Consider the following 26543-nt stretch of genomic DNA (forward strand, 5'->3'; position numbering starts at 1 on the left):
GCCAAGCAGCTCAAGGGACGTGCCGCCCGACTCGCCCGGCTGATGCCGGCGGGCCCGAGCTCGGCCGCCCGCACCCCCTTCGTCCTGCTGGTCGTGGTCCTGCTCGGCGGCGGGCTGATCACCCTGCTGCTGCTGAACTCCTCGCTCAACGAGGGCTCCTTCGAGCTGAGCGAGCTGAAGCGCGAGACCACCGAGCTGACGGACGAGCAGCAGGCGCTCCAGCGGGACGTCGACAGCCGGCTGGCCCCCGACGCGCTGGAGCGGCGCGCCCGTGAGCTGGGGATGGTCCCGGGCGGCAGCCCCGTCTTCATCGAACCGGACGGCACCGTACGCGGAGAGCCCGGCGAGGCCTCCGCGACGCCCTCGGCGGCCGTGGCCCCCCAGTCCGCCGCCTCCGCCGGCCTCCCGACGCCGAACGCCGCAGCGACAGGAGCAGCGGGAGCAGCGGGAACAGCGGCGACGACCGGCGCGGCCGACGCCGGAACGCTGGGTTCCGCGACCACCGGCACCGGCACGGCCGCCCCCGGCGCCGCCGCCTCCTCGACCACCACCGGCACCGGTACGACCGGCTCCACGACCACCGGCTCCACGACCACCGGCTCCGGCGTACCGGGAACCGGCGTGCCCGGATCCGTCCCCGCGCCCGACCAGTCCCCGACGCCCACCGGCAGGTGACCCTGTGCCACCCAAGGAACGATCCGCGCGGCCCTCGGGACGGTCCGCCCCGCCCCGGGGCCGGGTACCGGGCCCCGCCCGCCGCCCCCCGGCCCGCCCCGCGGCCCGGGGCGCCAAACCCCAGCCGCTGCGGCTCGGCAGCCCCCGCCCCCGGCTGCGCCTGGTCAGCCTCGGCCTGACCCTGGTGATGCTGGCCTTCGTCGTACGCCTGCTCCAGGTGCAGGCCGTCGACGCCGACGCCTACGCCGCCAAGGCGCAGAAGCACCGCTACATGAGCGTGGTGCTGGCCGCCGAGCGGGGCGAGATCACCGACCGCGCCGGGACCGCGCTGGCCACCAGCGTCGACGCGTACGACATCACCGCCGACCCCAAGCTGTTCACCCCGGACGAGAGCAAGTCCCCGAACGCGCCCGAACAGGCGGCCGCCCTCCTCGCGCCGATCCTCGGCAAGGACGCCGACGGCATCGCCGAGCAGCTGAGGACCCCGAACTCCCGCTACACCGTCCTCGCCCGCCGCCAGACCCCGCAGGTCTGGAAGCAGATCAAGGACCTCAAGGGCGTCTTCGCCGAGAAGGCCAGGACCGACCGGGCCAAGGGCGGCCCCGGCGCCAACGTCCTCGCCGGCGTCCTCCAGGAGTCCAGCAGCAAGCGCGTCTACCCGAACGCGGATCTCGCGGCCGGGATACTGGGCTACGTCAACGCCGAGGGCCGGGGCGGCGGCGGTGTCGAGTCCATGCTCGACAAGACGCTCGCGGGCAAGGACGGCGAGATCACCTACGCCCAGTCCGGCGGCCGCCGCGTCCCCACCGCCGACGGCACCCGGGAGACCCCGGCCGTGCCCGGCTCCGACGTCGAGCTGACCATCGACCGCGACATCCAGTGGGCCGCCCAGCGCGCCATCAGCGAGCAGGTCGGCAAGTCCAAGGCCGACCGCGGCTACGTGATAGTCCAGGACACCCGCACCGGCGAGGTGCTCGCCATGGCCAACGCCCCCGGCTTCGACCCCAACGACATCTCCCGCGCCGACGCGACCGCCATGGGCAACGCGGCCCTCCAGGACGCGTTCGAGCCGGGCTCCACCGCCAAGGTGATGTCGATGGCCGCCGTGCTGGAGGAGAAGGCCGCCAACCCGGGCACCCATGTCGTCGTCCCCAACCGGCTGCACCGCGGCGACCGGCTCTTCAAGGACGACATCGACCACCCGACCTGGTACCTGACGCTCAACGGCGTCCTCGCCAAGTCCAGCAACATCGGCACCATCCTCGCCACCGGACAGCTGGGCAGGACCCAGCCGGAGGCGAACAAGGTGCTCCACTCCTATCTGCGGAAGTTCGGCATCGGCAGCCCCAGCGGGCTCGGCTATCCCGGGGAGACGCCCGGGATCCTCGCCCCGCCCGCCAAATGGTCCACCTCGCAGCAGTACACGATCCCCTTCGGCCAGGGCCTGTCCATCAACGCCATGCAGGCCGCCTCCGTCTACCAGACCATCGCCAACGGCGGCGTACGCATCGAGCCGACCCTGGTCCGGGGCACCAAGGGGCCCGACGGGAAGTTCGCCGCCGCCCCCGAGCCCAAGAAGACCCGGGTGGTCAGCGAGGAGACCGCCAAGACCCTCTCCACCATGCTGGAGTCGGTCGTCGGCAGCGAGGAGGGCACCGGCACCAAGGCGCGGATCCCCGGCTACCGGGTCGCGGGCAAGACCGGCACGGCCAACCGGGTCGACCCGGAACTCGGCCGCTACCGCGGCTACACCGCCTCCTTCGCCGGATTCGCCCCCTCCGACGAGCCCCGGATCGCCGTCTACTGCGCGATCCAGAACCCGACCAAAGGCAGCTATTTCGGCGGCCAGATCTGCGGCCCCGTCTACCAGCAGGTCATGCAGTTCGCCCTGAAGGCCCTCCAGGTCCCGCCGACCGGCAACGACCCGGCCAGGCTCCCCGTCACCTTCAAGCCCGGCTCATGACCTCCCGCGAGCCCCCTCCCCGCCGGACGGCCCGCCCGGCGGGGACCGGCGGGCGCGCGACCCCGGCCGGAGCACCGCCCGTCTGAGAACGACCCGAGGAACCACCAGTGACAACGATCACCCCCGATTCCGGGAACCACGGCCCCACCCGGGCCTCACCCTCCCGCCGACCTCCCGCTCAGCCGTCGGAACCCGCCCCGGACGCCACCCCCTCTTTTGGCTCCGGGCCGGGTGGGCCCGGTACGCTCACCGCCGTGCCACACGCTGATCAGTACCGAACCGCCCAGCAGGACGCCCCCGCGCGGCAGCCCGGAGCGCCCCGTCCGGAGAGGCCCCACCCGACCCCCCTGGGGGATCTGGCCGCCCGGCTGGGGGTGAAGAACCCCGCGGCGGCGGACACGGCGGTCACGGGCATCACCCATGACTCCCGCGCCGTGCGCCCCGGCGATGTGTACGCGGCCCTCCCCGGCGCCCGGCTCCACGGCGCCGACTTCGTGGCCCAGGCCGCGGACCTCGGGGCCGCCGCCGTCCTCACCGACCCCGCGGGCGCCGAGCGCGCCGCCGCGACCGGACTGCCCGTCCTGGTCACCGAGGACCCGAGAGGCCGCATGGGCGAACTCGCCGCCGAGATCTACGGACACCCCGGCGAGCGGCTGCTCCAGATCGGCATCACCGGCACCTCCGGCAAGACCACCACGGTCTACCTCATGGAGGGCGGCCTGCGGGCGGCCGGCCGCACCACCGGCCTGATCGGCACGGTCGAGACGCGGATCGGCGACGAGCGCATCAAGTCCGAGCGCACCACCCCCGAGGCCACCGACCTTCAGGCCCTCTTCGCCGTGATGGGCGAACGCGGCGTCGAGGCCGTCGGCATGGAGGTCTCCAGCCACGCCCTCGTGCTCGGCCGGGTCGACGGCTGCGTCTTCGACGTCGCCGTCTTCAACAACCTCAGCCCGGAGCACATGGAGTTCCACTCCGGCATGGAGGACTACTTCCAGGCCAAGGCCCAGCTCTTCACCCCGGCCCGCAGCCGGCGCGGGGTGGTCAATTTCGACGACGAGTACGGCCGCAGGCTCGCCCGCGAGGCGTCCGTGCCCATCACCACCTTCTCCACCGAGGGCCACCCGGACGCCGACTGGCGCGCCGAGGACGTCGAGGTCGGCTCCCAGGGATCCGTCTTCACCGTCGTCGGCCCCGGCGGCGAGCGGATCCCCGCCCGGGCCCCGCTCCCCGGGCCCTTCAACGTCGCCAACACCCTGGCCGCCGTCGTCGCCCTGGCCGTCGCCGGAATCGACCCGAAGACCGCCGCCGACGGCATCGCCGCCGTCCCCGGCGTCCCGGGCCGGCTGGAGCGGATCGACGAGGGCCAGCCCTATCTCGCCGTGGTCGACTACGCCCACAAGACCGACGCCGTCGAATCGGTGCTGCGCTCCCTGCGCAAGGTCACCGAGGGCAGCGTCCACATCGTCCTCGGCTGCGGCGGCGACCGCGACACCACCAAGCGCGGCCCGATGGGCGCCGCCGCCGCCCGGCTCGCCGACACCGCCGTACTGACCTCCGACAACCCCCGCTCCGAGGACCCGCTCGCCATCCTCGCCGCCATGCTCGCCGGCGCCGCCGAGGTGCCGATCCACGAGCGCGGCGACGTCCTGGTCGAGGCCGACCGGGCCGCCGCCGTCGCCACCGCCGTCGCCCGCGCCCGGCCCGGCGACACCGTGCTCATCGCCGGAAAGGGCCACGAGCAGGGCCAGGACATCGCCGGAGTCGTCCGCCCGTTCGACGACCGCCAGGTGCTGCGCGAAGCCATCCGCGCCTCCCTTCACCCGAAAACCCAGGGATGACCCAGTGATCGCCCTCTCCCTCGCCGAGATCGCCGAAATCGTCGGCGGGCAGTCCCACGACATACCGGATCCGGAACTGCGCGTCACCGGACCCGTCGTCACCGACTCCCGCGAGGTCCGCCCCGGCGCGCTGTTCACCGCCTTCGCCGGCGAACACGCCGACGGACACGACTTCGCCGTACGCGCCGTCGCGGACGGCGCCGTAGCCGTGCTGGCCACCCGGCCCGTCGGCGTGCCCGCGATCGTCGTCGACGACGTCACCGCCGCCCTCGGGGCCCTCGCCCGCGAGGTGGTCGAACGCCTCGGCGCCACCACCGTCGCGCTCACCGGCTCCGCCGGAAAGACCAGCACCAAGGACCTGATCGCCCAGCTCCTCCAGCGCAAGGGACCCACGGTCTACCCGGCGGGCAATCTCAACAACGAGATCGGCCTGCCGCTGACCGCCCTGCGCGCCGACGACACCACCGAACACCTCGTCCTCGAAATGGGCGCCCGCTACGTCGGCGACATCCGCTACCTCACCGGCCTGGTGCCGCCCAGGATCGGACTCGTCCTCAACGTCGGCAGCGCCCACATCGGCGAGTTCGGCGGCCGGGAGCGCATCGCCGAGGCCAAGGGCGAACTGGTCGAGTCCCTGCCCGAGGACGGCGTCGCGGTGCTCAACGCCGACGACCCCCTCGTACGCGCCATGGCCTCGCGCACCAAGGCCCGCGTGACCCTCTTCGGAGAGTCCCCGGACGCCGACGTGCGTGCCGAGAATGTCCGGCTCACCCGGCATGGTCAGCCCGCCTTCACGCTTCACACCCCTACCGGGTGCGGTGATGTGACCATGCGGCTGTACGGTGAGCACCACGTGTCGAACGCGCTCGCCGCGACCGCCGTCGCCCATGAGCTGGGCATGCCCGCCGACGAGATCGCCCTCGCGCTCTCCGAGGCCGGCACCCTCTCCCGCTGGCGCATGGAGGTCACCGAGCGTTCGGACGGCGTGACGATCGTCAACGACGCCTACAACGCGAACCCCGAGTCCATGAGGGCGGCGCTGCGCGCGCTGGCCGCCATGGGCCAGGGAGCGCAGTCCCGGGGGGGACGAACGTGGGCGGTGCTCGGCCTGATGGCCGAACTCGGTGACGAAGCGCTCGCCGAGCACGACGCCGTCGGACGGCTCGCCGTCCGGCTCAACGTCAGCAAGCTCGTCGCAGTCGGGGGCAGGGAAGCGTCCTGGCTGCAACTGGGCGCATATAACGAGGGTTCGTGGGGTGAGGAGTCGGTGCACGTGTCCGACGCACGGGCGGCGATCGACCTGTTGCGCAGTGAGCTGCGCCCGGGAGACGTCGTGCTGGTGAAGGCTTCGAGATCGGTGGGGCTCGAGCAGGTCGCGCAGGCGCTGCTCGACAACACGACAGCGCCTTCGGATGGGCAGGGTGCCGGCCGATGAGGCAGATCCTCTTCGCGGGGGCCATCGGGCTCTTTCTGACGCTCATCGGCACACCGCTGCTGATCAAACTCCTGGCCCGCAAGGGATACGGGCAGTTCATCCGGGACGACGGCCCGCGTACCCACGGCAGCAAGAAGGGGACGCCCACCATGGGCGGCATCTCCTTCATCCTGGCCACCCTGATCGCCTACGCGCTCGCCAAGGTGATCACCGGGGAGAAGCCGACCGTCTCGGGCATCCTGGTGCTCTTCCTGATGGCCGGCATGGGCCTGGTCGGGTTCCTGGACGACTACATCAAAATCGTCAAGCAGCGTTCGCTGGGCCTGCGGGCCAAGGCGAAGATGACGGGACAGCTGATCGTCGGCATCGCCTTCGCGCTGCTGTCCCTGCAATTCGCCGACCAGCGCGACCTCACCCCGGCCTCCACCAAGCTGTCGTTCATCACGGACTTCGGCTGGTCGATCGGCCCGGTGCTGTTCGTCATCTGGGCGCTGTTCATGATTCTCGCCATGTCCAACGGCGTGAATCTGACGGACGGTCTGGACGGCCTCGCCACCGGCGCGTCCGTGATGGTCTTCGGCGCGTACACCTTCATCGGCCTCTGGCAGTTCCAGGAGTCCTGCGCGAACGCCGCGCAGCTGACCAACCCGGCGGCCTGTTTCGAGGTACGCGATCCGCTGGACCTCGCGGTGGTGGCCTCCGCCCTCATGGGAGCCTGCTTCGGCTTCCTGTGGTGGAACACCTCGCCCGCCAAGATCTTCATGGGCGACACCGGTTCGCTCGCCCTCGGCGGCGCCCTCGCGGGTCTGGCCATCTGCTCCCGCACCGAACTGCTGCTGGCGCTCCTGGGCGGTCTGTTCGTCCTGATCACCATGTCCGTCGTGATCCAGGTCGGCTCGTTCAAGATGACCGGCAAGCGGGTCTTCCGCATGGCCCCGCTCCAGCACCACTTCGAACTCAAGGGGTGGTCCGAAGTCCTTGTGGTGGTCCGGTTCTGGATCATCCAGGGCATGTGCGTCATCGTGGGTCTGGGGCTCTTCTACGCGGGCTGGGCGGCCGACAAGTGAGTACGGAGCAGTGGCGGGGCAAGCGGGTCACCGTCGCCGGTCTCGGCGTCTCCGGGATCCCGGCGGCGACGGTCCTGCACGGCCTCGGCGCGCTGGTCACCGTCGTCAACGACGGCGACGACGAGCGCTCCCGGGCCCAGGCCGCCGAGCTGGAGGCGCGCGGCATCGCCGTGCGCCTCGGCGACGGCGCGACCCTGCCCGAAGCCACCGAACTCATCGTCACCACCCCCGGCTGGCAGCCGGACAAGCCGCTCTTCGCGGCCGCCGCCGAGGCGGGCGTCGAGATCTGGGGCGATGTGGAGCTGGCCTGGCGGCTGCGCGACAGCCGCCCGGGCCGCACCCCCGCCGCCTGGCTCGCCGTCACCGGCACCAACGGCAAGACCACCACCGTGCGCATGCTCGCCTCGATCCTCGAAGCGGCGGGCCTGCGCACGGCCGCCGTCGGCAACATCGGGGTCTCCCTGCTGGACGCCGTCCTCGGCGAGGAGGAGTACGACGTCCTGGCCGTCGAACTCTCCAGCTACCAGCTCCACTGGGCGCCCTCGCCGCGCGCCCACTCCGCCGCCGTGCTCAACCTCGCGCCGGACCACCTCGACTGGCACGGCTCCATGGCGGCCTACGCCGCCGACAAGGGCCGGATCTACGAGGGCAACACCGTCGCCTGCGTCTACAACGCCGCCGACCCGGCCACCGAGGACCTGGTGCGCGAGGCGGACGTCGAGGAGGGCTGCCGGGCGATCGGCTTCACCCTCGGCGCCCCCGGCCCCTCCCAGCTCGGCGTCGTCGACGGCATCCTGGTCGACCGCGCCTTCGTGGAGAACCGGCAGAGCCACGCGCAGGAACTGGCCGAGGTCGCGGACGTCAGCCCGCCGGCCCCGCACAACATCGCCAACGCCCTCGCGGCGGCGGCGCTGGCCCGCGCCTACGGAGTGCCCCCGGCGGCGGTCCGCGACGGACTGCGCGCCTTCCGGCCCGATCCGCACCGGATCGAGAAGGTCGCCGATGTGGCCGGCGTCGCCTACATCGACGACTCCAAGGCCACCAACACCCACGCCGCCGAGGCCTCCCTCGCCGCCTACGACCCCATCGTGTGGATCGCGGGCGGACTGGCCAAGGGCGCGTCCTTCGACGACCTCGTACAGAAGTCGGCGAAGCGGCTGCGCGCCGCCGTCCTCATCGGCGCGGACCGTGAGCTGATCCGGGAAGCCCTGGCGCGACACGCCCCCGAGGTCCCGGTCGTGGACCTCGACCGGACCGACACTGGGGCGATGCCGGCGGCGGTCCGGGAGGCGGCACGCCTCGCCCGGCCCGGGGACACGGTTCTGCTCGCCCCGGCCTGTGCCTCGATGGACATGTTCGTCAATTACAACAAGCGGGGCGAGGCGTTCGCACAAGCCGTACGCGACCTCGCCAACGAGCGCGCCTGACCGGCTCGACCTCCGCGCCGTGCCGTGTGCCCCGGGGACGGACCCGGGGCACACGGCACGCGTCAGGCACGACTGGAGGGGACAGCGTCCATGCCGGCCGATGACACCACCGCCGGACCGGGCCGCGACACCGGGCCCGCGCTCCCGCACGCCCCCGCGCGCCCGGGACCGGACCCCGTGAGCGGCCTCACCGGCGCCCTTCTGCGGCGGGCCCGCGCCTGGGCGCCCTTCCCGGCCCCCGCGCTCGCCGGCCTCCCCGCGGAACCGCCCGCGCACCGCCCCGGACTCGCCCTGCGCGGCGCGACGGGCCCGGCCCGCGGCCGCGCCCCCGCCCGGGGCGCCGCCCGGACGCCCCCCACCCCCGGACCGCCGCGCGGCAGGGGAGTGCGCCGGTTGTACGAGCGCGCCCGCCGGGCCTGGGACCGGCCGCTGACCGCGTACTACGTCATCCTCGGCAGCGCCATGCTGATCACCGTGCTCGGTCTGGTGATGGTCTACTCCGCCTCGATGATCAAGGCGCTGTCGCTCTCCCTGCCCGGCTCCTACTTCTTCCGCAAGCAGTTCCTGGCCGCCGTCATCGGCACCGGACTGCTGCTGCTCGCCTCCCGGCTGCCCTCCCGGCTGCACCGGGCCCTGGCCTATCCGCTGCTCACGGTGACCGTCTTCCTGATGGTCCTCGTCCAGATCCCCGGGATAGGGGAATCGGTCGGCGGCAATCAGAACTGGCTCTCCCTCGGCGGCCCCTTCCAGCTCCAGCCCAGCGAGTTCGGCAAACTCGCGCTGATCCTCTGGGGCGCCGACCTGCTCGCCCGCAAACAGGACAGACGGCTGCTGAACCAGTGGAAGCACATGCTGGTCCCGCTCGTCCCGGTCGCCTTCATGCTGCTCGGCCTGATCATGCTCGGCGGCGACATGGGCACCGCGATCATCCTCACCGCGATCCTCTTCGGACTGCTGTGGCTGGCCGGCGCCCCCACCCGGCTCTTCGCCGGAGTGCTCTCCATCGCCGCCCTCGTCGGATTCATGCTCATCAGAACGAGCGAGAACCGGATGTCCCGGCTGATGTGCGTCGGCGCCATCGACCTCGGCCCCCAGGGGGAGTGCTGGCAGGCGGTCCACGGGATCTACGCCCTGGCCTCCGGCGGATGGTTTGGTTCCGGACTCGGTGCGAGTGTGGAAAAATGGGGGCAACTCCCCGAACCCCACACCGATTTCATCTTCGCCATCGCCGGGGAGGAACTGGGCTTGGCGGGGACGCTGTCGGTGCTCGCCCTGTTCGCGGCTCTAGGCTATGCGGGTATCCGCGTGGCCGGACGCACGGAGGACCCCTTCGTGAGGTACGCGGCGGGAGGTGTGACCACCTGGATCATGGCCCAGGCCATGGTCAACATCGGTGCGGTGCTCGGTCTGCTGCCGATCGCCGGTGTGCCGCTCCCGCTGTTCTCCTACGGAGGGTCGGCCCTGCTGCCGTCCATGTTCGCTATCGGGCTGCTGATCGCCTTCGCGCGAGAGGATCCCGCCGCGAAGGCGGCCCTGGCCATGCGGCGGCCAGGGGTGAGATGGAAGACGATGAGACGGCGCGTTACAGAGCGTCCGTCCGGAGAGCGGTGAATTTCGGTGCATGTCGTACTCGCCGGCGGGGGGACCGCCGGCCACATCGAGCCCGCGCTCGCCCTCGCGGACGCCCTGCGCAGGCAGGACCCGACCGTGGGAATCACGGCCCTCGGCACGGAACGCGGACTGGAGACCAGGCTCGTTCCCGAACGCGGCTACGAGCTGGCGCTCATCCCCGCCGTGCCGCTGCCCCGCAAACCCACCCCCGAGCTGATCACCGTGCCCGGGCGGCTGCGCGGCACGATCAAGGCGGCCGAGCAGATCCTGGAGCGGACCAAGGCCGACTGCGTCGTCGGCTTCGGCGGCTATGTCGCCCTGCCCGGCTATCTCGCCGCCAAGCGGCGCGGAGTGCCGATCGTCGTCCACGAGGCCAACGCGCGTCCCGGACTCGCCAACAAGATCGGGTCGCGGTACGCCGCCGGGGTGGCCGTCGCCACGCCCGACAGCAAGCTGCGGAACTCCCGCTACATCGGCATCCCGCTGCGGTACACCATCGCCACCCTCGACCGGGCCCGGGTGCGCCCCGAGGCGCGCGCCGCGTTCGGCCTCGACCCCAATCTGCCCACCCTGCTGGTCTCCGGCGGCTCCCAGGGCGCCCGCCGCCTCAACGAGGTGGTCCAGCAGGCCGCTCCGGCGCTCCAGCGCTCCGGCATCCAGATCCTGCACGCGGTCGGTCCGAAGAATGAATTGCCGCATGTGGACAACATGCCCGGAATGCCGCCGTACATCCCGGTACCGTATGTGGACCGGATGGACCTCGCCTACGCCGCTGCCGACATGATGCTCTGCCGCGCCGGCGCGATGACCGTCGCCGAACTCTCCGCCGTCGGGCTCCCCGCCGCCTATGTCCCGCTGCCCATCGGCAACGGCGAACAGCGGCTCAACGCCCAGCCGGTGGTGAAGGCCGGCGGCGGACTCCTCGTCGACGACGCCGAACTGACGCCCCAGTGGGTCCAGGGCCATGTCCTTCCGGTGCTGGCCGATCCGCACCGGTTGTACGAGATGTCCCGCGCGGCCGCCGAATTCGGCCGCAGGGACGCCGACGACCTGCTGGTCGGCATGGTGTACGAGGCGATCGCGGCACGCCGCCAGGCGTGAGGCGGCGCGGTCCGGGGAGCCCCCCGGACCCCAGCCGGAAGGAGACCGGAGCGTGGCCGGACCCACCACCGCCGAACGCGGGGCCCGTAAACCCCCACGCCGACCGCGGGGGGCGTCCGGCCCGCCCCCCGGCGACCCCGCCCCGCGCCGCCGGCCGCGCCTCCCGGGCCGCCGCACCCTGCTCCTCGCCCTGGCGGGCGCGGCGCTCCTCGCGGGCTCCCTCTGGGTCCTGTACGGGTCCTCCTGGCTCCGTGTGGAGCGGGTGCGGGCGACGGGCGTCGACGTTCTGACGGCCCGGGAGGTCACCGAGGCGGCCGGAGTGCCGATGGGCGCTCCGGTGATTTCCATCGATACGGATGGAATTGAGGCCCGGCTGCTGAAACGGCTTCCCCGGATCGACTCGGTGGAGGTCTCCCGTTCCTGGCCGCACGGAATCACCCTGGAAGTGACTGAGCGTCAGCCCGTACTGCTGATGGAGAAGGGGAAGCGCTTCGTCGAAGTCGACGCGAAGGGCATCCGTTTCGCCACGGTCGACAAGGCCCCCAAGAACGTCCCGCTGCTCGAACTGGCGGCGGACGGGGCCCCGAGCCTGCGCCGCTTCCCGGCGGCCCGGCTGACCGAGGAGGCGGTCCGGGTCAGGGGCGAACTGCCCGCGAAGGCCGCCAAGGACGCGCGTACCGTCGCGGTGCGTTCATACGACTACATTGTCGTGGAGTTGACCGGAGGCAGGACCGTGGTCTGGGGCAGTCCCGAGGACGGCGAGGCCAAGGCCGAGGCGCTCACCGCGCTCATGAAAGCCGCGCCGAAGGCCCGGCACTTCGATGTGAGCGCCCCCACCGCCCCTGCCGCTTCCCCGAGTTGACGCACAAACGAGCTGGCCAGCCCCCTGGCTGGTCAGCGCAATGGCTGATCACATAGGGTGAAAAGAAAAACGGGAGGTTCGGCGTGTTCGTTGAACGCGCGCCACTTGTCGACTTAGTGTCCTGTTCGGAGAGTCCAACGGACAGACACACTGGTAACCCTAAACTTCAACGTTAGGGTTCGGGTCGGCGTTTCGGACCGTCCCATCGGCATCCGTCGTCATGGCGCGCAGACCGCGCGATGACGACACGTATCTCGAGGCGAGAGGCCTTCGACGTGGCAGCACCGCAGAACTACCTCGCAGTCATCAAGGTCATCGGTGTCGGCGGCGGTGGTGTCAATGCCATCAACCGAATGATCGAGGTCGGCCTCAAAGGCGTCGAGTTCATCGCCATCAACACCGATGCTCAGGCACTGTTGATGAGCGACGCCGACGTCAAGCTCGACGTCGGCCGGGAACTCACCCGGGGCCTCGGCGCCGGAGCCAACCCGGCCGTCGGCCGCAAGGCGGCTGAGGACCACCGTGAGGAGATCGAGGAGGTCCTCAAGGGGGCCGACATGGTCTTCGTCACCGCGGGAGAGGGCGGCGGCACCGGCACCGGCGGCGCGCCCGTCGTGGCCAACATCGCCCGGTCGCTCGGCGCCCTGACGATCGGCGTGGTCACCCGCCCGTTCACCTTCGAGGGCCGCCGTCGCGCCAATCAGGCGGAGGACGGCATCGCCGAACTCCGCGAAGAGGTCGACACCCTCATCGTCATCCCCAACGACCGGCTGCTGTCCATCTCGGACCGCCAGGTCAGCGTGCTGGACGCGTTCAAGTCCGCGGACCAGGTACTGCTCTCCGGCGTTCAGGGCATCACCGATCTGATCACCACACCGGGTCTGATCAACCTCGACTTCGCGGACGTCAAGTCCGTGATGTCCGAGGCCGGATCCGCGCTCATGGGCATCGGCTCGGCCCGCGGCGACGACCGCGCGGTGGCCGCCGCCGAGATGGCGATCTCCTCGCCGCTGCTGGAGGCCTCCATCGACGGGGCCCGGGGGGTGCTGCTCTCCATCTCGGGCGGCTCCGACCTCGGACTCTTCGAGATCAACGAGGCCGCCCAGCTGGTCAGCGAGGCCGCGCACCCCGAGGCCAACATCATCTTCGGCGCCGTCATCGACGACGCCCTCGGTGACGAGGTCCGGGTCACGGTCATCGCGGCCGGGTTCGACGGCGGCCAGCCGCCGGCCCGCCGGGACACCGTCCTCGGCGCGGCGTCCGGCAAGCGCGAGGAACCGCAGGCCGCTCCGGCCCGCGGTGAGAGCGCGCGTCCGTCCGGCCTCGGCACGGTGCCGGTCCGCGAGGAGCCCAAGCCCGAGCCGGCTCCGCTCGTGAAGGACCTGAACTCCTCCTCCCCCCAGGTTCCGCCGGCCCGTCCCTACCCGGACACCTCGGTCGAAGAGCTGGATGTACCGGACTTCTTGAAGTGACCGTGGGGCACGACGCGATAGACGCGAACGGCGCGCACTTCGCCTTCACCGACCGGTGGGGCGGGGTGAGCGCCGTTCCGTACGAGGAGCTGAATCTCGGCGGCGCGGTCGGCGACGACCCCGGCGCCGTACGGACCAACCGGGCGATCGCCGCCGGGAAGCTGGGGCTCGACCCCGGGCTCGTGGTCTGGATGAACCAGGTGCACGGAAAGGACGTCGCCCGGGTCGACGCCCCCTGGGGCGACGCGCCCGTTCCGTCGGTGGACGGCGTGGTCACCGCCCGGCGCGGACTCGCGCTCGCGGTGCTGACCGCCGACTGCACCCCCGTACTGCTGGCCGATCCGGTCGCAGGAGTGGTGGCCGCGGCCCACGCCGGCCGCCCGGGGATGGTCGCCGGGATCGTGCCGGCGACCGTGGCCGGGATGGTCGCGGCCGGCGCCCGGCCGGAGCGGATCGTCGCCCGCACCGGGCCCGCCGTCTGCGGCCGGTGCTACGAAGTCCCCGAGGCGATGCGGGCGGAGGTGGCCTCGGTCGAACCGGCCGCCTGGGCCGAGACCAGCTGGGGGACCCCGGCCGTCGACGTCACCGCCGGAGTCCACGCCCAGCTCGCGGCGCTCGGCGTGCGCGACCGGCGGGCCTCCGCGGTCTGCACCCGGGAGTCGAACGACCACTACTCGTACCGCCGCGACCGCACCACCGGACGGCTCGCCGGATATGTCTGGCTGGAGCCGCTCCCGGGGGAGCCGGACGCCGCTTCCCCGGCAGGAGAGAGCGCAGCATGACGGACCGCGACGACATTCCCGGCCACGACGGTGCGACGGGCCCCGGCCCGGCGGCCCGCCGGGCCGAACTCGCGGCCAACCTGGCCCGCGTGGAGGAACGTATCGCCTCCGCCTGCGCCGCCTCCGGCCGCGACCGGGACGAGGTGACGCTCATCGTGGTCACCAAGACCTACCCGGCCAGTGACGTCCGGCTGCTGCACGGGCTCGGTGTGAGGAATGTCGCCGAGAACCGAGACCAGGACGCCGCCCCCAAGGCCGCCGCCTGTGCCGATCTCGACCTCGACTGGCATTTCGTCGGTCAGCTTCAGACCAATAAAGTCCGTTCCGTAGCCAGTTATGCCGATGTGGTGCAGTCGATCGACCGCATGAAACTTGTCACGGCGCTCTCCGCGGCCGCCGACCGCACCGGCCGTGAGCTGGGCTGTCTGATCCAGGTCGCGCTGGACGCCGACGCCGGCTCGCGCGGGGAGCGCGGCGGGGTCGCGCCGGACGGGATCGAGGAACTGGCCGCGGCGATTGACGGAGCGTCAGGTCTGCGGCTCGACGGTCTCATGACCGTCGCGCCCCTCGCCGGAGCGTACGCCGGACGGGAACGGGCGGCGTTCGAGCGGCTGATGGAATTCTCATCCGGCCTGCGCATCGGGCATCCTGCTGCCAACATGGTGTCAGCGGGGATGAGTGCGGACCTCGAAGAAGCCGTGGCCGCCGGGGCGACACATGTACGCGTCGGCACTGCGGTACTCGGAGTCCGTCCCCGGCTCGGGTAACGTCGCCAAGAAGTCGGACCACAGCAGAAAATATGGTCATTCCCGTAGCAAAGCGGGCAGACCCAGTGGATCGCGGGCACTTGGTGACAAAGGCCGATCCACCACAGAGCGGAGGACTCAGAGCAATGGCCGGCGCGATGCGCAAGATGGCGGTCTACCTCGGCCTCGTGGAGGACGATGGGTACGACGGCCGGGGTTTTGACCCCGACGACGACTTCGAACCCGAGCCGGAGCCCGAGCGGGAGCACCGCAGGCACCAGCCCCCGCATCAGGTCGAACGCGAGGAACCGGTACGAGCGGTGCAGCCGCCGCCGCAGCGCGAGCCGATGCCCGTTCCCGCTTCGCTACCCGCAGAAAACGGACGTCCGGCACGAATCGCCCCCGTGGCGTCCATCACACCTGAACGTCCGAGCCTGGAGAAGAACGCGCCGGTGATCATGCCCAAGGTCGTGTCCGAGCGGGAGCCTTACCGCATCACCACGTTGCACCCGCGGACCTACAACGAGGCCCGTACCATCGGGGAACACTTCCGCGAGGGCACTCCGGTGATCATGAATCTGACCGAGATGGACGACACGGACGCGAAGCGACTTGTCGACTTTGCCGCGGGACTTGTCTTCGGTCTCCATGGCAGCATTGAGCGGGTGACACAGAAGGTGTTCCTGTTGTCGCCTGCTAACGTCGATGTCACGGCGGAGGACAAGGCCCGTATCGCAGAGGGCGGTTTCTTCAACCAGAGCTGAGAAGCACCACACCGGGACGACCCGGCCGTACGGCCGGACCACGAGAGCACAGGGGAGAAGCGCGGGATGGGCGTCGCACTGCAGGTGGTCTACATCGCGCTGTTGTGTTTCCTCGTCGTGCTGATTTTCCGGCTGGTCATGGACTACGTCTTCCAGTTCGCCCGTTCATGGCAACCCGGTAAGGCGATGGTGGTCGTCCTTGAGGCCACCTACACTGTCACCGATCCACCGCTCAAGCTTCTTCGGCGGTTCATCCCGCCGTTGCGTCTCGGGGGCGTGGCACTCGACCTGTCCTTCTTCGTTCTGATGATCATCGTCTACATCCTGCTCAATATCGTGGGTGGATTCGCGAGATGAGGGAGAGAACCGTGGACGATACGGTCTTGCCGACTGCCGACGACTACGTAGAGGTGAAGAAGAGATGCCGCTGACCCCTGAGGACGTGCGGAACAAGCAGTTCACGACCGTCCGCCTCCGAGAAGGCTATGACGAGGACGAGGTCGATGCCTTCCTCGACGAGGTCGAGTCTGAATTGACCCGCTTGCTCCGTGAGAACGAGGACCTGCGCGCCAAGCTGGCCGCGGCGACTCGTGCGGCCGCGCAGAACCAGCAACAGCAGGGCATGCGCAAACCCCCGGAGCCGCAGGACGGCCGGCAGGGACCGGGCGCACCGGTGCCCGCCGCCATATCGGGCCCGCCCGTCCAGCAGCAGCAGCCCCCGCAGATGGGTCCGCCCCAGCTGCCCGGTGGAGCGCCTCAGCTGCCGGCGGGTCCCAGCCACGGCAACCCGATGGGCGGCCCCGGCGGTCCCATGCAGGGCGGTCCGATGCAGGGCAACCCGATGCAGGGCAACGCCATGCAGGGAAACTCCATGCAGGGCGGCCCCATGCAGGGCAATCCGATGGGCGGCCCCGGTGGCCCCGGCGGTCAGATGCAGGGCGGCCAGATGCAGGGCGGCCCCATGGGCGGCCACGGTCAGCAGATGCAGCAGCCCGGTCAGGGCCCCGGCGGCGACAGCGCGGCCCGAGTCCTCTCCCTGGCGCAGCAGACCGCCGACCAGGCGATCGCGGAGGCCCGTTCCGAGGCCAACAAGATCGTCGGCGAGGCTCGTTCGCGCGCCGAGGGCCTGGAGCGGGACGCCCGCGCCAAGGCCGACGCGCTGGAGCGGGACGCGCAGGAGAAGCACCGCGTCGCGATGGGCTCCCTGGAGTCCGCGCGGGCCACGCTGGAGCGCAAGGTCGAGGACCTGCGGGGCTTCGAGCGTGAGTACCGCACCCGCCTGAAGTCGTACCTGGAGAGCCAGCTGCGTCAGCTGGAGACCCAGGCCGACGACTCGCTGGCCCCGCCGCGCACCCCGGCGGCCGCCTCCCTGCCGCCGTCCCCGTCGATGGCGTCCGCGGGCGCCCCGTCGATGGGTCACGCGATGGGCGGCGCTCCGTCGATGGGCCAGTCCATGGGCGGCAACCCGTCGATGGGCGGCGGTCCTTCGTACGGCGGCCAGCAGCAGATGTCCCCGGCGATGACCCAGCCGATGGCTCCGGTCCGGCCGCAGGCTCCGCAGCCGATGCAGCAGGCTCCGGCGCCGATGAGGGGCTTCCTGATCGACGAGGACGACAACTGAATGGCGCACACGCGCTGAGCGCGTAGCCGTCGGCAGACATGGGGCCGGGCCCGGGACGAATGTCCTGGGCCCGGCCCCATGTCGTGTGCCGTGTGCCGTGTGCCGCGTGTCCCGTGCCCCTGTGATGTGTCGCGCGCCGTGGACGGGCGCTCCGGTCGGAGCCGGCGACCGGCGCCGGAGCCGGACGTCGCGGGCGGGGAGCCGAAGTCCCGGTGGCGGCCGGTGCCGGCTTCGGGCGTACGCGAAGGGGGCCGGGTCCTTTCCAGGACCCGGCCCCCTTCGCTTCGAGCGGGCGGTTACAGCGGGCGGTTACACCTTGCGCAGATGGAAGGTGAGCGCCAGCGGCTCGTCCGTGAACGCCTCTCCGTAGCCGTCGCCGTCCGGCGCCGACCGGCTGAAGGTCTCCGCCAGCACCTCGTCCGCGATCAGCGGAGTGTGCGCGGTGAGCGCCTCGGCGGTGGACGGGTCCGAGGACGCCCACACCACGGCGATCCGGTCGGCCACATCGAGCCCGCTGTTCTTACGGGCCTCCTGGATCAGCCGGATCGCGTCCCGCGCCAGACCGGCCAGCCGCAGTTCCGGAGTGATCTCCAGATCCAGCGCCACCGTCGCGCCCGCGTCGGACGCCACCGACCAGCCCTCGCGCGGAGTCTCGGTGATGATCACCTCGTCGGGGGAGAGCGTCACCGTCTCACCGTCGACCTCCACGGACGCGGTTCCGTCGCGGAGCGCGGCCGACAGCGCGGCGGCGTCCGTCTCGGCGACCGCCTTGGCGACCGCCTGGACGCCCTTGCCGAACCGCTTGCCCAGCGCGCGGAAGTTGGCCTTCGCCGTCGTGTCGACCAGCGAGCCGCCCACCTCGGAGAGCGAGGCCAGCGAGGAGACGTTCAGCTCCTCCGTGATCTGCGAGCGCAGCTCGGGCGAGAGCGACTCGAAGCCCGTCGCCGCCACCAGCGCGCGGGACAGCGGCTGACGCGTCTTCACCCCGGACTCGGCGCGGGTCGCCCGGCCCAGCTCCACCAGCCGGCGCACCAGCGCCATCTGCCGGGAGAGCACCGGGTCGATCGCGTCCAGCTCCGCCGCCGGCCAGCTCGACAGATGCACCGACTCGACCGCGTCCGGGGTGACCGGGACCACCAGGTCCTGCCAGACCCGCTCGGTGATGAACGGGGTCAGCGGGGCCATCAGCCGGGTCACCGTCTCGATGACGTCGTGCAGGGTCCGCAGCGCGGCCGGGTCGCCCTGCCAGAAGCGGCGGCGCGACCGGCGCACGTACCAGTTCGACAGATCGTCCACGAAGGAGGAGAGCAGCTTTCCGGCCCGCTGGGTGTCGAAGCTCTCCATCGCCTGGGTGGTCTGGTCCACCAGCGCGTTCAGCTCGCTCAGCAGCCAGCGGTCCAGCACGGTGCGCTCGGCGGGCGCCGGGTCGGAGGCCGACGGGGACCAGCCGGACGTCCGCGCGTACAGCGCCTGGAACGCCACGGTGTTCCAGTACGTCAGCAGGGTCTTGCGCACGACCTCCTGGATCGTGCTGTGCCCGACGCGGCGCGCCGACCACGGCGAACCGCCCGCCGCCATGAACCAGCGGACCGCGTCCGCGCCGTGCTGGTCCATCAGCGGGATCGGGTCGAGGGTGTTCCCCAGGTGCTTGGACATCTTCCGGCCGTCCTCGGCCAGGATGTGCCCGAGGCAGACGACGTTCTCGTACGAGGACTTGTCGAAGACCAGGGTGCCGATCGCCATCAGGGTGTAGAACCAGCCCCGGGTCTGGTCGATCGCCTCGGAGATGAACTGCGCCGGATAGCGCTGCTCGAACAGCTCCTTGTTCTGGTGCGGATAGCCCCACTGCGCGAACGGCATCGAGCCGGCGTCGTACCAGGCGTCGATGACCTCCGGCACCCGGGTCGCGGTGCCCGAGCACTGCGGGCAGGCGAAGGTGACCTCGTCGATGAAGGGACGGTGCGGGTCGAGGGCCGACTGGTCGGCCCCGGTCAGCTCCGTCAGCTCGGCCCGGGAGCCCACACAGGTGAGGTGGTTCTCCTCACAGCGCCAGATCGGCAGCGGGGTGCCCCAGTAGCGGTTGCGGGAGAGCGCCCAGTCGATGTTGTTGTTCAGCCAGTCGCCGAACCGGCCGTGCTTGACCGACTCGGGGAACCAGTTGGTGTTCTCGTTCTCCTCGATCAGCCGGTCCTTGACCGCGGTGGTGCGGATGTACCAGGACGGCTGCGCGTAGTACAGCAGCGCGGTGTGGCAGCGCCAGCAGTGCGGATAGCTGTGCTCGTACGGGGTGTGGCGGAAGAGCCGGCCGCGCTCCTGGAGGTCCGCGGTCAGCCGCTCGTCGGCCTTCTTGAAGAAGACTCCGCCGACCAGCGGCACGTCCTCCTCGAAGGTGCCGTCCGGGCGCACCGGGTTCACCACGGGCAGACCGTAGGCGCGGCAGACCTTGAGGTCGTCCTCGCCGAACGCGGGGGACTGGTGGACCAGACCCGTACCGTCGGAGGTGGTGACGTACTCGGCGTTGACGACATAGTGCGCCTCGGCCGGGAACTCGATCAGGTCGAACGGGCGCTCGTAGGTCCAGCGCTCCATCTCGGCGCCGGTGAACGAGTCGCCGGTGGGCTCCCAGCCCTCGCCGAGCGCCTTCTCCAGCAGCGGTTCGGCGACGACGAGCTTCTCCGTGCCGTCCGTGGCCACGACGTAGACGACCTCGGGGTGGACGGCGACGGCGGTGTTCGACACCAGCGTCCACGGGGTGGTCGTCCACACCAGCAGCGCCGCCTCGCCCGCCAGCGGGCCGGAGGTCAGCGGGAAGCGGACGAAGACGGAGGGGTCGACGACCGTCTCGTACCCCTGGGCCAGCTCATGGTCCGAGAGGCCGGTGCCGCAGCGGGGGCACCAGGGGGCGACCCGGTGGTCCTGGACGAGCATGCCCTTGCCGAAGATCTCCTTCAGCGACCACCACACCGAGTCGATGTACTCGGGCTTCATGGTCCAGTAGGCGTCGTCCATGTCGACCCAGTAGCCCATGCGGTCGGTCAGCGCGGCGAAGGCGTCCGTGTGGCGGCTCACCGACTCCCGGCATTTGTCGTTGAACTCGGCGATGCCGTACGCCTCGATGTCCTTCTTGCCGGAGAAGCCCAGCTCCTTCTCGACGGCCAGCTCGACCGGGAGGCCGTGACAGTCCCAGCCGGCCTTGCGGGCGACGTGATAGCCGCTCATCGTGCGGAACCGGGGGAAGACGTCCTTGAAGACGCGGGCCTCGATGTGGTGCGCGCCGGGCATGCCGTTGGCCGTGGGCGGGCCCTCGTAGAAGACCCACTCGGGGCGGCCCTCGGACTGGTCGAGGCTCTTGGCGAAGACCTTGTTCTCGCGCCAGAAGTCGAGCACGGCGTGCTCGAGCGCGGGCAGGTCGACCTGGGCGGGCACCTGGCGGTACTGGTACTGCGGGGGTGTCATCGAAGCTCCTCCGGCGGACTGCGATCTCTTCCGTCGGAGGGACGAGAGCCTGACTGCTCCCGCGGTACCACCCTCCTTGGCGGCGCACGCGGCACCGCCCCCTCATTGGGGTCGCGACACCGGGTCTAGTCACCTCGCGGTTTTCTTCCGGCGGCTCCGGGGTGATGCTTCACATCGCGCTCGCCCCCGGGCTCGCACCGTCCCCGGGTCGCTCATGGCTGCGTACGACGCTACTCGTCCCCATCCAAGCCTTTCGCTCCCCCAGTGTAAGGGGCTCGGCGCGGCGGCCGGGACCGGATATTCCGGGGCGTCGCGCGGGGGGCTCCCGGGCCTTCCCGCCGGGGTGCGGGAGGCCGTCGCGGGGCGGGGGGCGCGCGGGCCGGTCCCGTACGCCGTACAGGGCCGGGGCGTGACCCGAATGGTCAGACGCGCGCCGGTGAAGTCCCCGGCCGGGCGGCGAGGCGGATTACCGGGCGGGGAGCTGGGCACAACGGTTGCAGGTCCGTTTCGGCGGGCCGTGGTGGGGCGCGGGCGCGGCGTGCTCCGTTTGCCGCGGCGCTGGTGTCGATTTATCGTCCCAGCACGATTCGCGAGCAAGATCACAATATGTGAAGGGGCCGCGGCCATGGTGGCGAAGAAGACCGCCGAGAGCGATCCGGCGTCCACGAATTCCACCGCCGCCCCGGCTCCGGCCGGGGACACGACGGGCCCGGCGTCCACCGGAGCGACGGCGGACGGGAGCGCCGCCGGGCGGGCGGCTCCAAGGAAGGCCGCGAAGAAGGCGGCCAAGAAGACGGCGGCCGAGAAAGCGCCCGCCAAGAAGGCGGCCAGGAAGGCGCCCGCCAAGAAGGCCGCGGTGAAGAAGACGGCGGCCAAGAAGGCAACGCCTCCGCCCGGAGAGACGGACGGGGCTGCCGGGGAGACGCCCGCCAGGAAGACCGCGGCGAAGAAGACGGCCGCCAGGAAAGCAGCCAACAAGACGGCGGCGAAGAAGACGGCGGCCGGGAAGACCGCCGCGAAGAAGGCCGCCCCGGCGGCCCACGGGGCGGCCGAGGCCGCACAGCAGACAGGAGCCAGAACGGTGCGAGCGAAGAAGACCGCGGCGGCCGCGCCCGTCGGGAGCGGCGGTACGGCGGTGCCCACGGCCCGCGCGGCGGCGACGGCCCCCGGGGAGCTGGCGGTCCGCCCCGGCGAGGACCCATGGACCCCGGAGGAGGTCGCCGAGGCCCGTACCGAGCTGGAGGGCGAGGTGAGCCGGCTGAACGCCGAGCTGACCGCGTCCGAGGCGGCCCTCGCCCATCTGATGCGGGACTCCGGCGGCGGCTCGGGCGGCGACGACGCCGACACCGGCACCAAGAACATCACCCGCGAGCACGAGCTGTCGCTCGCGGCCAACGCCCGCGAGATGCTGGAGCAGACCGAGCGGGCTCTCCAGCGGCTGGAGGCCGGCACCTACGGCGTCTGCGAGAACTGCGGCAAGCCCATCGGCAAGGCCCGTATGCAGGCATTCCCCCGGGCCACGCTCTGTGTGGAGTGCAAGCAGAAGCAGGAACGCCGGGGCTGACTCCGTACGTGTGTGCCGTACCCTCGTGGTCAGTCAGGCACCTAGGTTGAGGGACTCACGTGGCAGAGGCGGAGCGCACCATCGGTACGCCGGATGTGGACGACGAGGCTGAGGCGTCCGCCGAGCAGCCCCGAGGCAGGCGAAGAGTCGCCGTGCTTCTCTCGGTCGCGGCGGTCGCGTATCTGATCGACCTCGTCACCAAGATGATCGTGGTGGCCCGGCTGGAGCACCACGCGCCCATCGAGATCATCGGGGACTGGCTGAGGTTCGAGGCGGTACGGAACGCGGGCGCGGCCTTCGGCATCGGCGAGGCGTTCACCGTGATCTTCACCGCCATCGCCGCCTCGGTGATCGTGGTGATCATCCGACTGGCGCGCAAGCTCTACAGCCTGCCCTGGGCCCTCGCGCTCGGTCTGCTGCTCGGCGGGGCGCTCGGCAATCTCACCGACCGGATCTTCCGCGCGCCCGGAGTCTTCAAGGGCGCGGTCGTCGACTTCATCGCCCCCGCGCACTTCGCCGTCTTCAATCTGGCGGACACCGCGATCGTCAGCGGCGGCATTCTGATCGTGATCCTCTCCTTCAAGGGGCTGGACCCCGACGGCACCGTCCACAAGGACTGAGCGGGCCGAGGGTGCGCACGGGTCCGGGCGGAGCCCCGCGGTCCGGAGCCCGCGGTCCGGAGCCCGCGGTCCGGAGCCCGCGGTCCGGGGTCCGGCCGGGGCCCTCGTCACGGGGACCGACCGGGTCGGCCGCCGGGACAAGGCATACTCGACGGGTGAGTACCCTTCCCGAGATCCGCACCCTGCCCGTACCCGACGGCCTTGAGGGCGAGCGCGTCGACGCCGTCATCTCCCGTATCTTCGGGTTCTCCCGCACCAAGGCGGCCGAGCTGGCCGCCGCCGGGAAAGTGCTGGTCGACGGCGCGGCCGTCGGGAAGTCCGAGCGGGTCCACGGCGGCGCGTGGCTGGAGGTCGAGATGCCCCAGGCCCCCGCGCCGGTCCAGATCGTGGCCGAGCCGGTCGAGGGCATGGAGATCGTCCACGACGACGACGACATCGTGGTGATCATGAAGCCGGTGGGCGTCGCCGCCCACCCCAGCCCCGGCTGGACCGGGACCACCGTGATCGGCGGCCTCGCCGCCGCCGGGTACCGGATCTCCACCTCCGGCGCCGCCGAGCGCCAGGGCATCGTGCACCGGCTCGACGTCGGCACCTCGGGCCTGATGGTCGTGGCCAAGTCGGAGCGCGCGTACACCCTGCTCAAGCAGCAGTTCCGGGAGCGGACCGTCGACAAGCGCTACCACGCGCTGGTGCAGGGCCACCCCGACCCGATGAGCGGCACCATCGACGCCCCGATCGGCCGTCACCCCAACCACGACTACAAGTGGGCGGTGACCGCCGAGGGCAAGCCGTCGGTGACCCACTACGACCTCCAGGAGGCGTTCCGCGCGGCCTCCCTCCTCGACATCAAGCTGGAGACCGGGCGCACCCACCAGATCCGGGTCCACATGGCCGCCCACCGTCACCCCTGCGTGGGCGATCTCACCTATGGCGCGGACCCGACGCTGGCGAAGCGGCTGGGGCTGACCCGGCAGTGGCTGCACGCGGTGCGGCTCGGCTTCGAGCACCCGTCGGACGGCCGCTGGGTGGAGTTCGAGATCGGCTACCCCGACGATCTGCGCCGGGCGCTCGACACGATCGCGGAGGAGAGTGCGTGACCCCGGGCGGCCTCCGTACGGTGCGGATCGCCGACGGTCCGGCCGACCGGGCCGCCTGCTTCGCGATCCGCGAAGAGGTCTTCATCGCCGAGCAGCGGGTCCCGGCGGAGATCGAGTACGACGCCTTTGACGCGGCGGACGCCGACACCGTGCATGTGCTCGCGGTCCGCGAGGACGGCCTTCCGCTCGGCACCGCCCGGCTGCTCCACGGACCCGCCGCCGCGGACCGCGCCGGCGGCGACGCCGGGGTGGGCGTGCTGGGCCGGCTGGCGGTCACCGCCCCGGCCCGCGGGCTGGGCGTGGGGGCCGCGCTGGTCCGCGCGATCGAGGAGGCGGCCCGGGCCCGCGGGCTCGCCGCGGTGGATCTGCACGCCCAGACCCACGCGCTCGGGTTCTACGAACGGCTGGGGTACGCGGCGTACGGCGGGGAGTTCTCCGAGGGCGGCATCGGCCACCGGGCGATGCGCCGGGCTCTGTAGCCCGGCAGTCCTGTCGCCCGTTAGTCCTGGAGGCGGCCCCCGGTCCCGCCCGCTCGCCCGGTCCGCGCATGATCCCTGGCCCGCCCGGTCCGCCTCCCGGTCCGCCGCCCGGTCCGCCGCCCGGTCCGCCCCCCGGGCCGCCCCCCGGGCCGCGTGCGCCCGCGCCCGCCCGGCCCGAGGCTCGCCCGGCCCCAAGGGCCCGCCCGGCCCGGATCGCCGACACGGGCCGCCGGGCGGCTAAAGCCGCATTTCGGGTGAATCGGATGTTCCGCATGGCAGGCTGTGGCCTGATCGTGGCGGCTCATCACCCCCGGAGGGCACCTCGTGGACCAAGTCGCACTGCTGCTGGCACTGCTGCTCGGAGCCGTGGTGACCGTGCCGCTGGGGGAGCGGCTCGACCTCCCCGCGCCCGTGCTGATGACCCTCGCCGGGGCCGGGGTCGCCTTTCTGCCCTTCGCGCCGACCGTCGACGTACCCCCTGAGTTCATCCTCCCGCTGGTGCTGCCGCCGCTGCTCTACGCCGCCGTCCAGCGCACCTCCTGGCGGCAGTTCACCGCCCATGTCCGGCCCATCCTGCTGCTCGCCGTCGCCCTGGTCTTCGTGACCACGGCGGCCGTCGCGGCGGTCGCCCACGCCATCGTGCCCGGTCTCCCGCTCGCCGCCGCCGTCGCGCTCGGCGCGCTGGTCGCGCCCCCCGACCCGGTCGCCGCCACCCAGGTCGCCGGGCGGCTCGGACTGCCCCGGCGGCTGGTCTCCATCCTGGAGGGCGAGGGGCTCTTCAACGACGTCACCGCCATCGTGCTCTACCACGTGGCCATCGCCGCCGCCGTCAGCGGATCCTTCTCCTGGCCCGCCGCCGGGGGACAGCTCGTGCTCTCCGCCGTGGTCGCCGTCGCCGTCGGCCTCGGACTCGGCTGGCTCTCCAACAAGCTGATGGCGCTCCTCGGCGACCCCACCCTCCAGGTCGGCCTCTCGCTGATGGTGCCCTTCGTCAGCTATGTCCTCGCCGAGGAACTGCACGGCTCCGGCGTGCTCGCCGTCCTCACCACCGCCCTCTTCCTCGCCGAGCACGCCGCCGACGCCGACGACGTCATGGGACGGCTGGCCGGGAACACCTTCTGGGAGATCATCGACACCCTGGTCACCGGGGTCGCCTTCGGACTCATCGGACTCGAACTCCACATGGTCTTCGGCACCGTGGAGGACGGCCGGCTCTCCGCCCTCCTCGGCTGGGGCGCGCTGATCACCGCGGTGGTCGTCGGGGTGCGGCTGCTCTGGCTGCTGCCCGCCACCTGGCTCGCCAAAAGGCTCCACAGCCGCCGCGACTACGACGAGGACATCCCCGTCAGCTGGCGGGAGACCGTCGTCGTGTGGTGGTCGGGGATGCGCGGGGTGGCCTCCGTCGCCCTCGCGCTCGCCATCCCGCTGACGACGGACGGCGGCGATCCCTTCCCGGCCCGCTCCGAGATCGTCTTCATCGCCTTCGTGGTGATCCTCGCCACCCTTGTCGTCCAGGGGCTCACCCTGCCCTGGCTGGTCCGCCGGCTCGGGGTGCGCGCCGACGCCGGCGCCGAACGCGAGCTGGAGCACCGCCTCGCGCTGCGGGCGGCCCGCGCGGCCCGGCACCGGCTCAGGGAGATCGAGGAGGTCGAGGAGCTGCCCGAGGAGGTCAGCGAACGGCTGCTCCGCGGGGCGTACGAGGTGGGGGCGAGGATCAGCCCGGACATCATCGAGGAGGACCGGCGCGACTGGTACGCCAAACGGATCGAGCGGGCCAGGACCGTCCACCGGATCCAGCGCGAGATGATGTCGGCCGCCCGCCACGAGGTGCTCTCCGCCCGCAGCGAGCCGGGCGCGGACCCCGAGGTGGTGGACCGGGTGCTGCGGCATCTGGACGTACGCAGCCTGCGCTGAACCGGCCGGCCCCCGGGACGGGCGCCTCCGCCGTCCCGGGGACCGT

The 26543-nt window shown here is 71.8% G+C and carries 21 protein-coding genes; 20 read left to right on the plus strand and 1 reads right to left on the minus strand.

The annotated features are described in order from the left end of the window. The first annotated feature begins 42 nt into the window (after positions 1 to 42). From ACF089_RS14895 to ACF089_RS14965, 15 genes are all read left to right on the plus strand, one after another. Positions 43 to 675: a septum formation initiator family protein gene (locus tag ACF089_RS14895; RefSeq protein ID WP_392026457.1), complete on the plus strand. Its 633-nt coding sequence runs from the start codon at positions 43 to 45 to the stop codon at positions 673 to 675. 4 nt (positions 676 to 679) lie between these two features. Next, positions 680 to 2638 (plus strand): peptidoglycan D,D-transpeptidase FtsI family protein, encoded by a 1959-nt coding sequence (locus tag ACF089_RS14900; RefSeq protein ID WP_392026129.1) that lies wholly within the window; start codon positions 680 to 682, stop codon positions 2636 to 2638. A 107-nt stretch (positions 2639 to 2745) separates the two neighbouring features. Continuing rightward, the gene (locus ACF089_RS14905; RefSeq protein ID WP_392026130.1) at positions 2746 to 4479 is read left to right on the plus strand and encodes a UDP-N-acetylmuramoyl-L-alanyl-D-glutamate--2,6-diaminopimelate ligase; all 1734 of its coding nucleotides are present in this window, start codon (positions 2746 to 2748) and stop codon (positions 4477 to 4479) included. Between the two features lie 4 nt (positions 4480 to 4483). After that, positions 4484 to 5914, plus strand: coding sequence for a UDP-N-acetylmuramoyl-tripeptide--D-alanyl-D-alanine ligase (murF, locus tag ACF089_RS14910; protein ID WP_392026132.1), 1431 nt, complete (start codon positions 4484 to 4486; stop codon positions 5912 to 5914). Continuing rightward, complete coding sequence (gene mraY / locus ACF089_RS14915) at positions 5911 to 6981, plus strand: phospho-N-acetylmuramoyl-pentapeptide-transferase (protein ID WP_392026133.1); 1071 nt, start codon at positions 5911 to 5913, stop codon at positions 6979 to 6981. Before murF ends, mraY begins: the two co-directional genes overlap by 4 nt. After that, the gene (murD, locus tag ACF089_RS14920) at positions 6978 to 8408 is read left to right on the plus strand and encodes a UDP-N-acetylmuramoyl-L-alanine--D-glutamate ligase (protein WP_392026134.1); all 1431 of its coding nucleotides are present in this window, start codon (positions 6978 to 6980) and stop codon (positions 8406 to 8408) included. The genes mraY and murD overlap by 4 nt, the downstream gene beginning before the upstream one ends. Before the next feature lie 90 nt (positions 8409 to 8498). Then, complete coding sequence (ftsW, locus tag ACF089_RS14925; protein WP_392026135.1) at positions 8499 to 10019, plus strand: putative lipid II flippase FtsW; 1521 nt, start codon at positions 8499 to 8501, stop codon at positions 10017 to 10019. A gap of 6 nt (positions 10020 to 10025) precedes the next feature. Further along, positions 10026 to 11120, plus strand: coding sequence for an undecaprenyldiphospho-muramoylpentapeptide beta-N-acetylglucosaminyltransferase (gene murG, locus ACF089_RS14930; protein WP_392026136.1), 1095 nt, complete (start codon positions 10026 to 10028; stop codon positions 11118 to 11120). Positions 11121 to 11172: 52 nt separating this feature from the next. Beyond that, positions 11173 to 11982, plus strand: a complete 810-nt coding sequence (locus tag ACF089_RS14935; RefSeq protein WP_392026137.1) for a cell division protein FtsQ/DivIB — start codon at positions 11173 to 11175, stop codon at positions 11980 to 11982. 275 nt (positions 11983 to 12257) lie between these two features. Further along, on the plus strand, positions 12258 to 13454 hold the full coding sequence (ftsZ, locus tag ACF089_RS14940) for a cell division protein FtsZ (RefSeq protein WP_392026138.1): 1197 nt from the start codon (positions 12258 to 12260) through the stop codon (positions 13452 to 13454). After that, positions 13451 to 14236, plus strand: coding sequence for a peptidoglycan editing factor PgeF (gene pgeF / locus ACF089_RS14945; RefSeq protein WP_392026139.1), 786 nt, complete (start codon positions 13451 to 13453; stop codon positions 14234 to 14236). Before ftsZ ends, pgeF begins: the two co-directional genes overlap by 4 nt. Continuing rightward, positions 14233 to 15003 (plus strand): YggS family pyridoxal phosphate-dependent enzyme, encoded by a 771-nt coding sequence (locus tag ACF089_RS14950; RefSeq protein WP_392026140.1) that lies wholly within the window; start codon positions 14233 to 14235, stop codon positions 15001 to 15003. Before pgeF ends, ACF089_RS14950 begins: the two co-directional genes overlap by 4 nt. A gap of 125 nt (positions 15004 to 15128) precedes the next feature. Continuing rightward, positions 15129 to 15746: a cell division protein SepF gene (locus ACF089_RS14955; protein ID WP_344475324.1), complete on the plus strand. Its 618-nt coding sequence runs from the start codon at positions 15129 to 15131 to the stop codon at positions 15744 to 15746. A 66-nt stretch (positions 15747 to 15812) separates the two neighbouring features. Continuing rightward, on the plus strand, positions 15813 to 16103 hold the full coding sequence (locus tag ACF089_RS14960; RefSeq protein ID WP_392026141.1) for a YggT family protein: 291 nt from the start codon (positions 15813 to 15815) through the stop codon (positions 16101 to 16103). A 64-nt stretch (positions 16104 to 16167) separates the two neighbouring features. Then, positions 16168 to 17367: a DivIVA domain-containing protein gene (locus tag ACF089_RS14965; RefSeq protein WP_392026142.1), complete on the plus strand. Its 1200-nt coding sequence runs from the start codon at positions 16168 to 16170 to the stop codon at positions 17365 to 17367. Between the two features lie 309 nt (positions 17368 to 17676). Here ACF089_RS14965 and ileS read toward each other — a convergent pair whose 3' ends face one another. Next, the gene (ileS, locus tag ACF089_RS14970) at positions 17677 to 20823 is read right to left on the minus strand and encodes an isoleucine--tRNA ligase (RefSeq protein ID WP_392026144.1); all 3147 of its coding nucleotides are present in this window, start codon (positions 20821 to 20823) and stop codon (positions 17677 to 17679) included. Between the two features lie 625 nt (positions 20824 to 21448). On the opposite strand from ileS, the gene ACF089_RS14975 reads away from it, so the two are divergent. The 5 genes from ACF089_RS14975 to ACF089_RS14995 all read left to right on the plus strand — a co-directional run bounded on the left by ACF089_RS14975 (position 21449) and on the right by ACF089_RS14995 (position 26497). Continuing rightward, positions 21449 to 22387, plus strand: coding sequence for a TraR/DksA family transcriptional regulator (locus ACF089_RS14975; RefSeq protein WP_392026146.1), 939 nt, complete (start codon positions 21449 to 21451; stop codon positions 22385 to 22387). A gap of 59 nt (positions 22388 to 22446) precedes the next feature. Then, positions 22447 to 23007 (plus strand): signal peptidase II, encoded by a 561-nt coding sequence (lspA, locus tag ACF089_RS14980; protein ID WP_392026147.1) that lies wholly within the window; start codon positions 22447 to 22449, stop codon positions 23005 to 23007. A gap of 155 nt (positions 23008 to 23162) precedes the next feature. Further along, complete coding sequence (locus tag ACF089_RS14985; protein WP_392026149.1) at positions 23163 to 24104, plus strand: RluA family pseudouridine synthase; 942 nt, start codon at positions 23163 to 23165, stop codon at positions 24102 to 24104. Further along, the gene (locus ACF089_RS14990) at positions 24101 to 24583 is read left to right on the plus strand and encodes a GNAT family N-acetyltransferase (protein WP_392026150.1); all 483 of its coding nucleotides are present in this window, start codon (positions 24101 to 24103) and stop codon (positions 24581 to 24583) included. Before ACF089_RS14985 ends, ACF089_RS14990 begins: the two co-directional genes overlap by 4 nt. 324 nt (positions 24584 to 24907) lie before the next feature. Continuing rightward, a complete protein-coding gene (locus ACF089_RS14995; protein ID WP_392026152.1) occupies positions 24908 to 26497 on the plus strand; it encodes a Na+/H+ antiporter in 1590 nt (529 codons plus the stop codon). Positions 26498 to 26543 lie beyond the last annotated feature (46 nt).

Origin of the sequence: Streptomyces sp. NPDC014894, assembly GCF_043080985.1 — a bacterium.
Classification (GTDB): domain Bacteria; phylum Actinomycetota; class Actinomycetes; order Streptomycetales; family Streptomycetaceae; genus Streptomyces.

Bases quoted from the DNA above. Each gene is read 5' to 3' on its own strand.
- ACF089_RS14895 (WP_392026457.1), top strand. From the start codon at position 43: ATGCCGGCGGGCCCGAGCTCGGCCGCCCGCACCCCCTTCGTCCTGCTG.
- mraY (WP_392026133.1), top strand. From the start codon at position 5,911: ATGAGGCAGATCCTCTTCGCGGGGGCCATCGGGCTCTTTCTGACGCTC.
- ftsW (WP_392026135.1), top strand. From the start codon at position 8,499: ATGCCGGCCGATGACACCACCGCCGGACCGGGCCGCGACACCGGGCCC.
- ACF089_RS14950 (WP_392026140.1), top strand. From the start codon at position 14,233: ATGACGGACCGCGACGACATTCCCGGCCACGACGGTGCGACGGGCCCC.
- ACF089_RS14955 (WP_344475324.1), top strand. From the start codon at position 15,129: ATGGCCGGCGCGATGCGCAAGATGGCGGTCTACCTCGGCCTCGTGGAG.
- ACF089_RS14960 (WP_392026141.1), top strand. From the start codon at position 15,813: ATGGGCGTCGCACTGCAGGTGGTCTACATCGCGCTGTTGTGTTTCCTC.
- ACF089_RS14965 (WP_392026142.1), top strand. From the start codon at position 16,168: ATGCCGCTGACCCCTGAGGACGTGCGGAACAAGCAGTTCACGACCGTC.
- ileS (WP_392026144.1), bottom strand. From the start codon at position 20,823: ATGACACCCCCGCAGTACCAGTACCGCCAGGTGCCCGCCCAGGTCGAC.
- ACF089_RS14975 (WP_392026146.1), top strand. From the start codon at position 21,449: ATGGTGGCGAAGAAGACCGCCGAGAGCGATCCGGCGTCCACGAATTCC.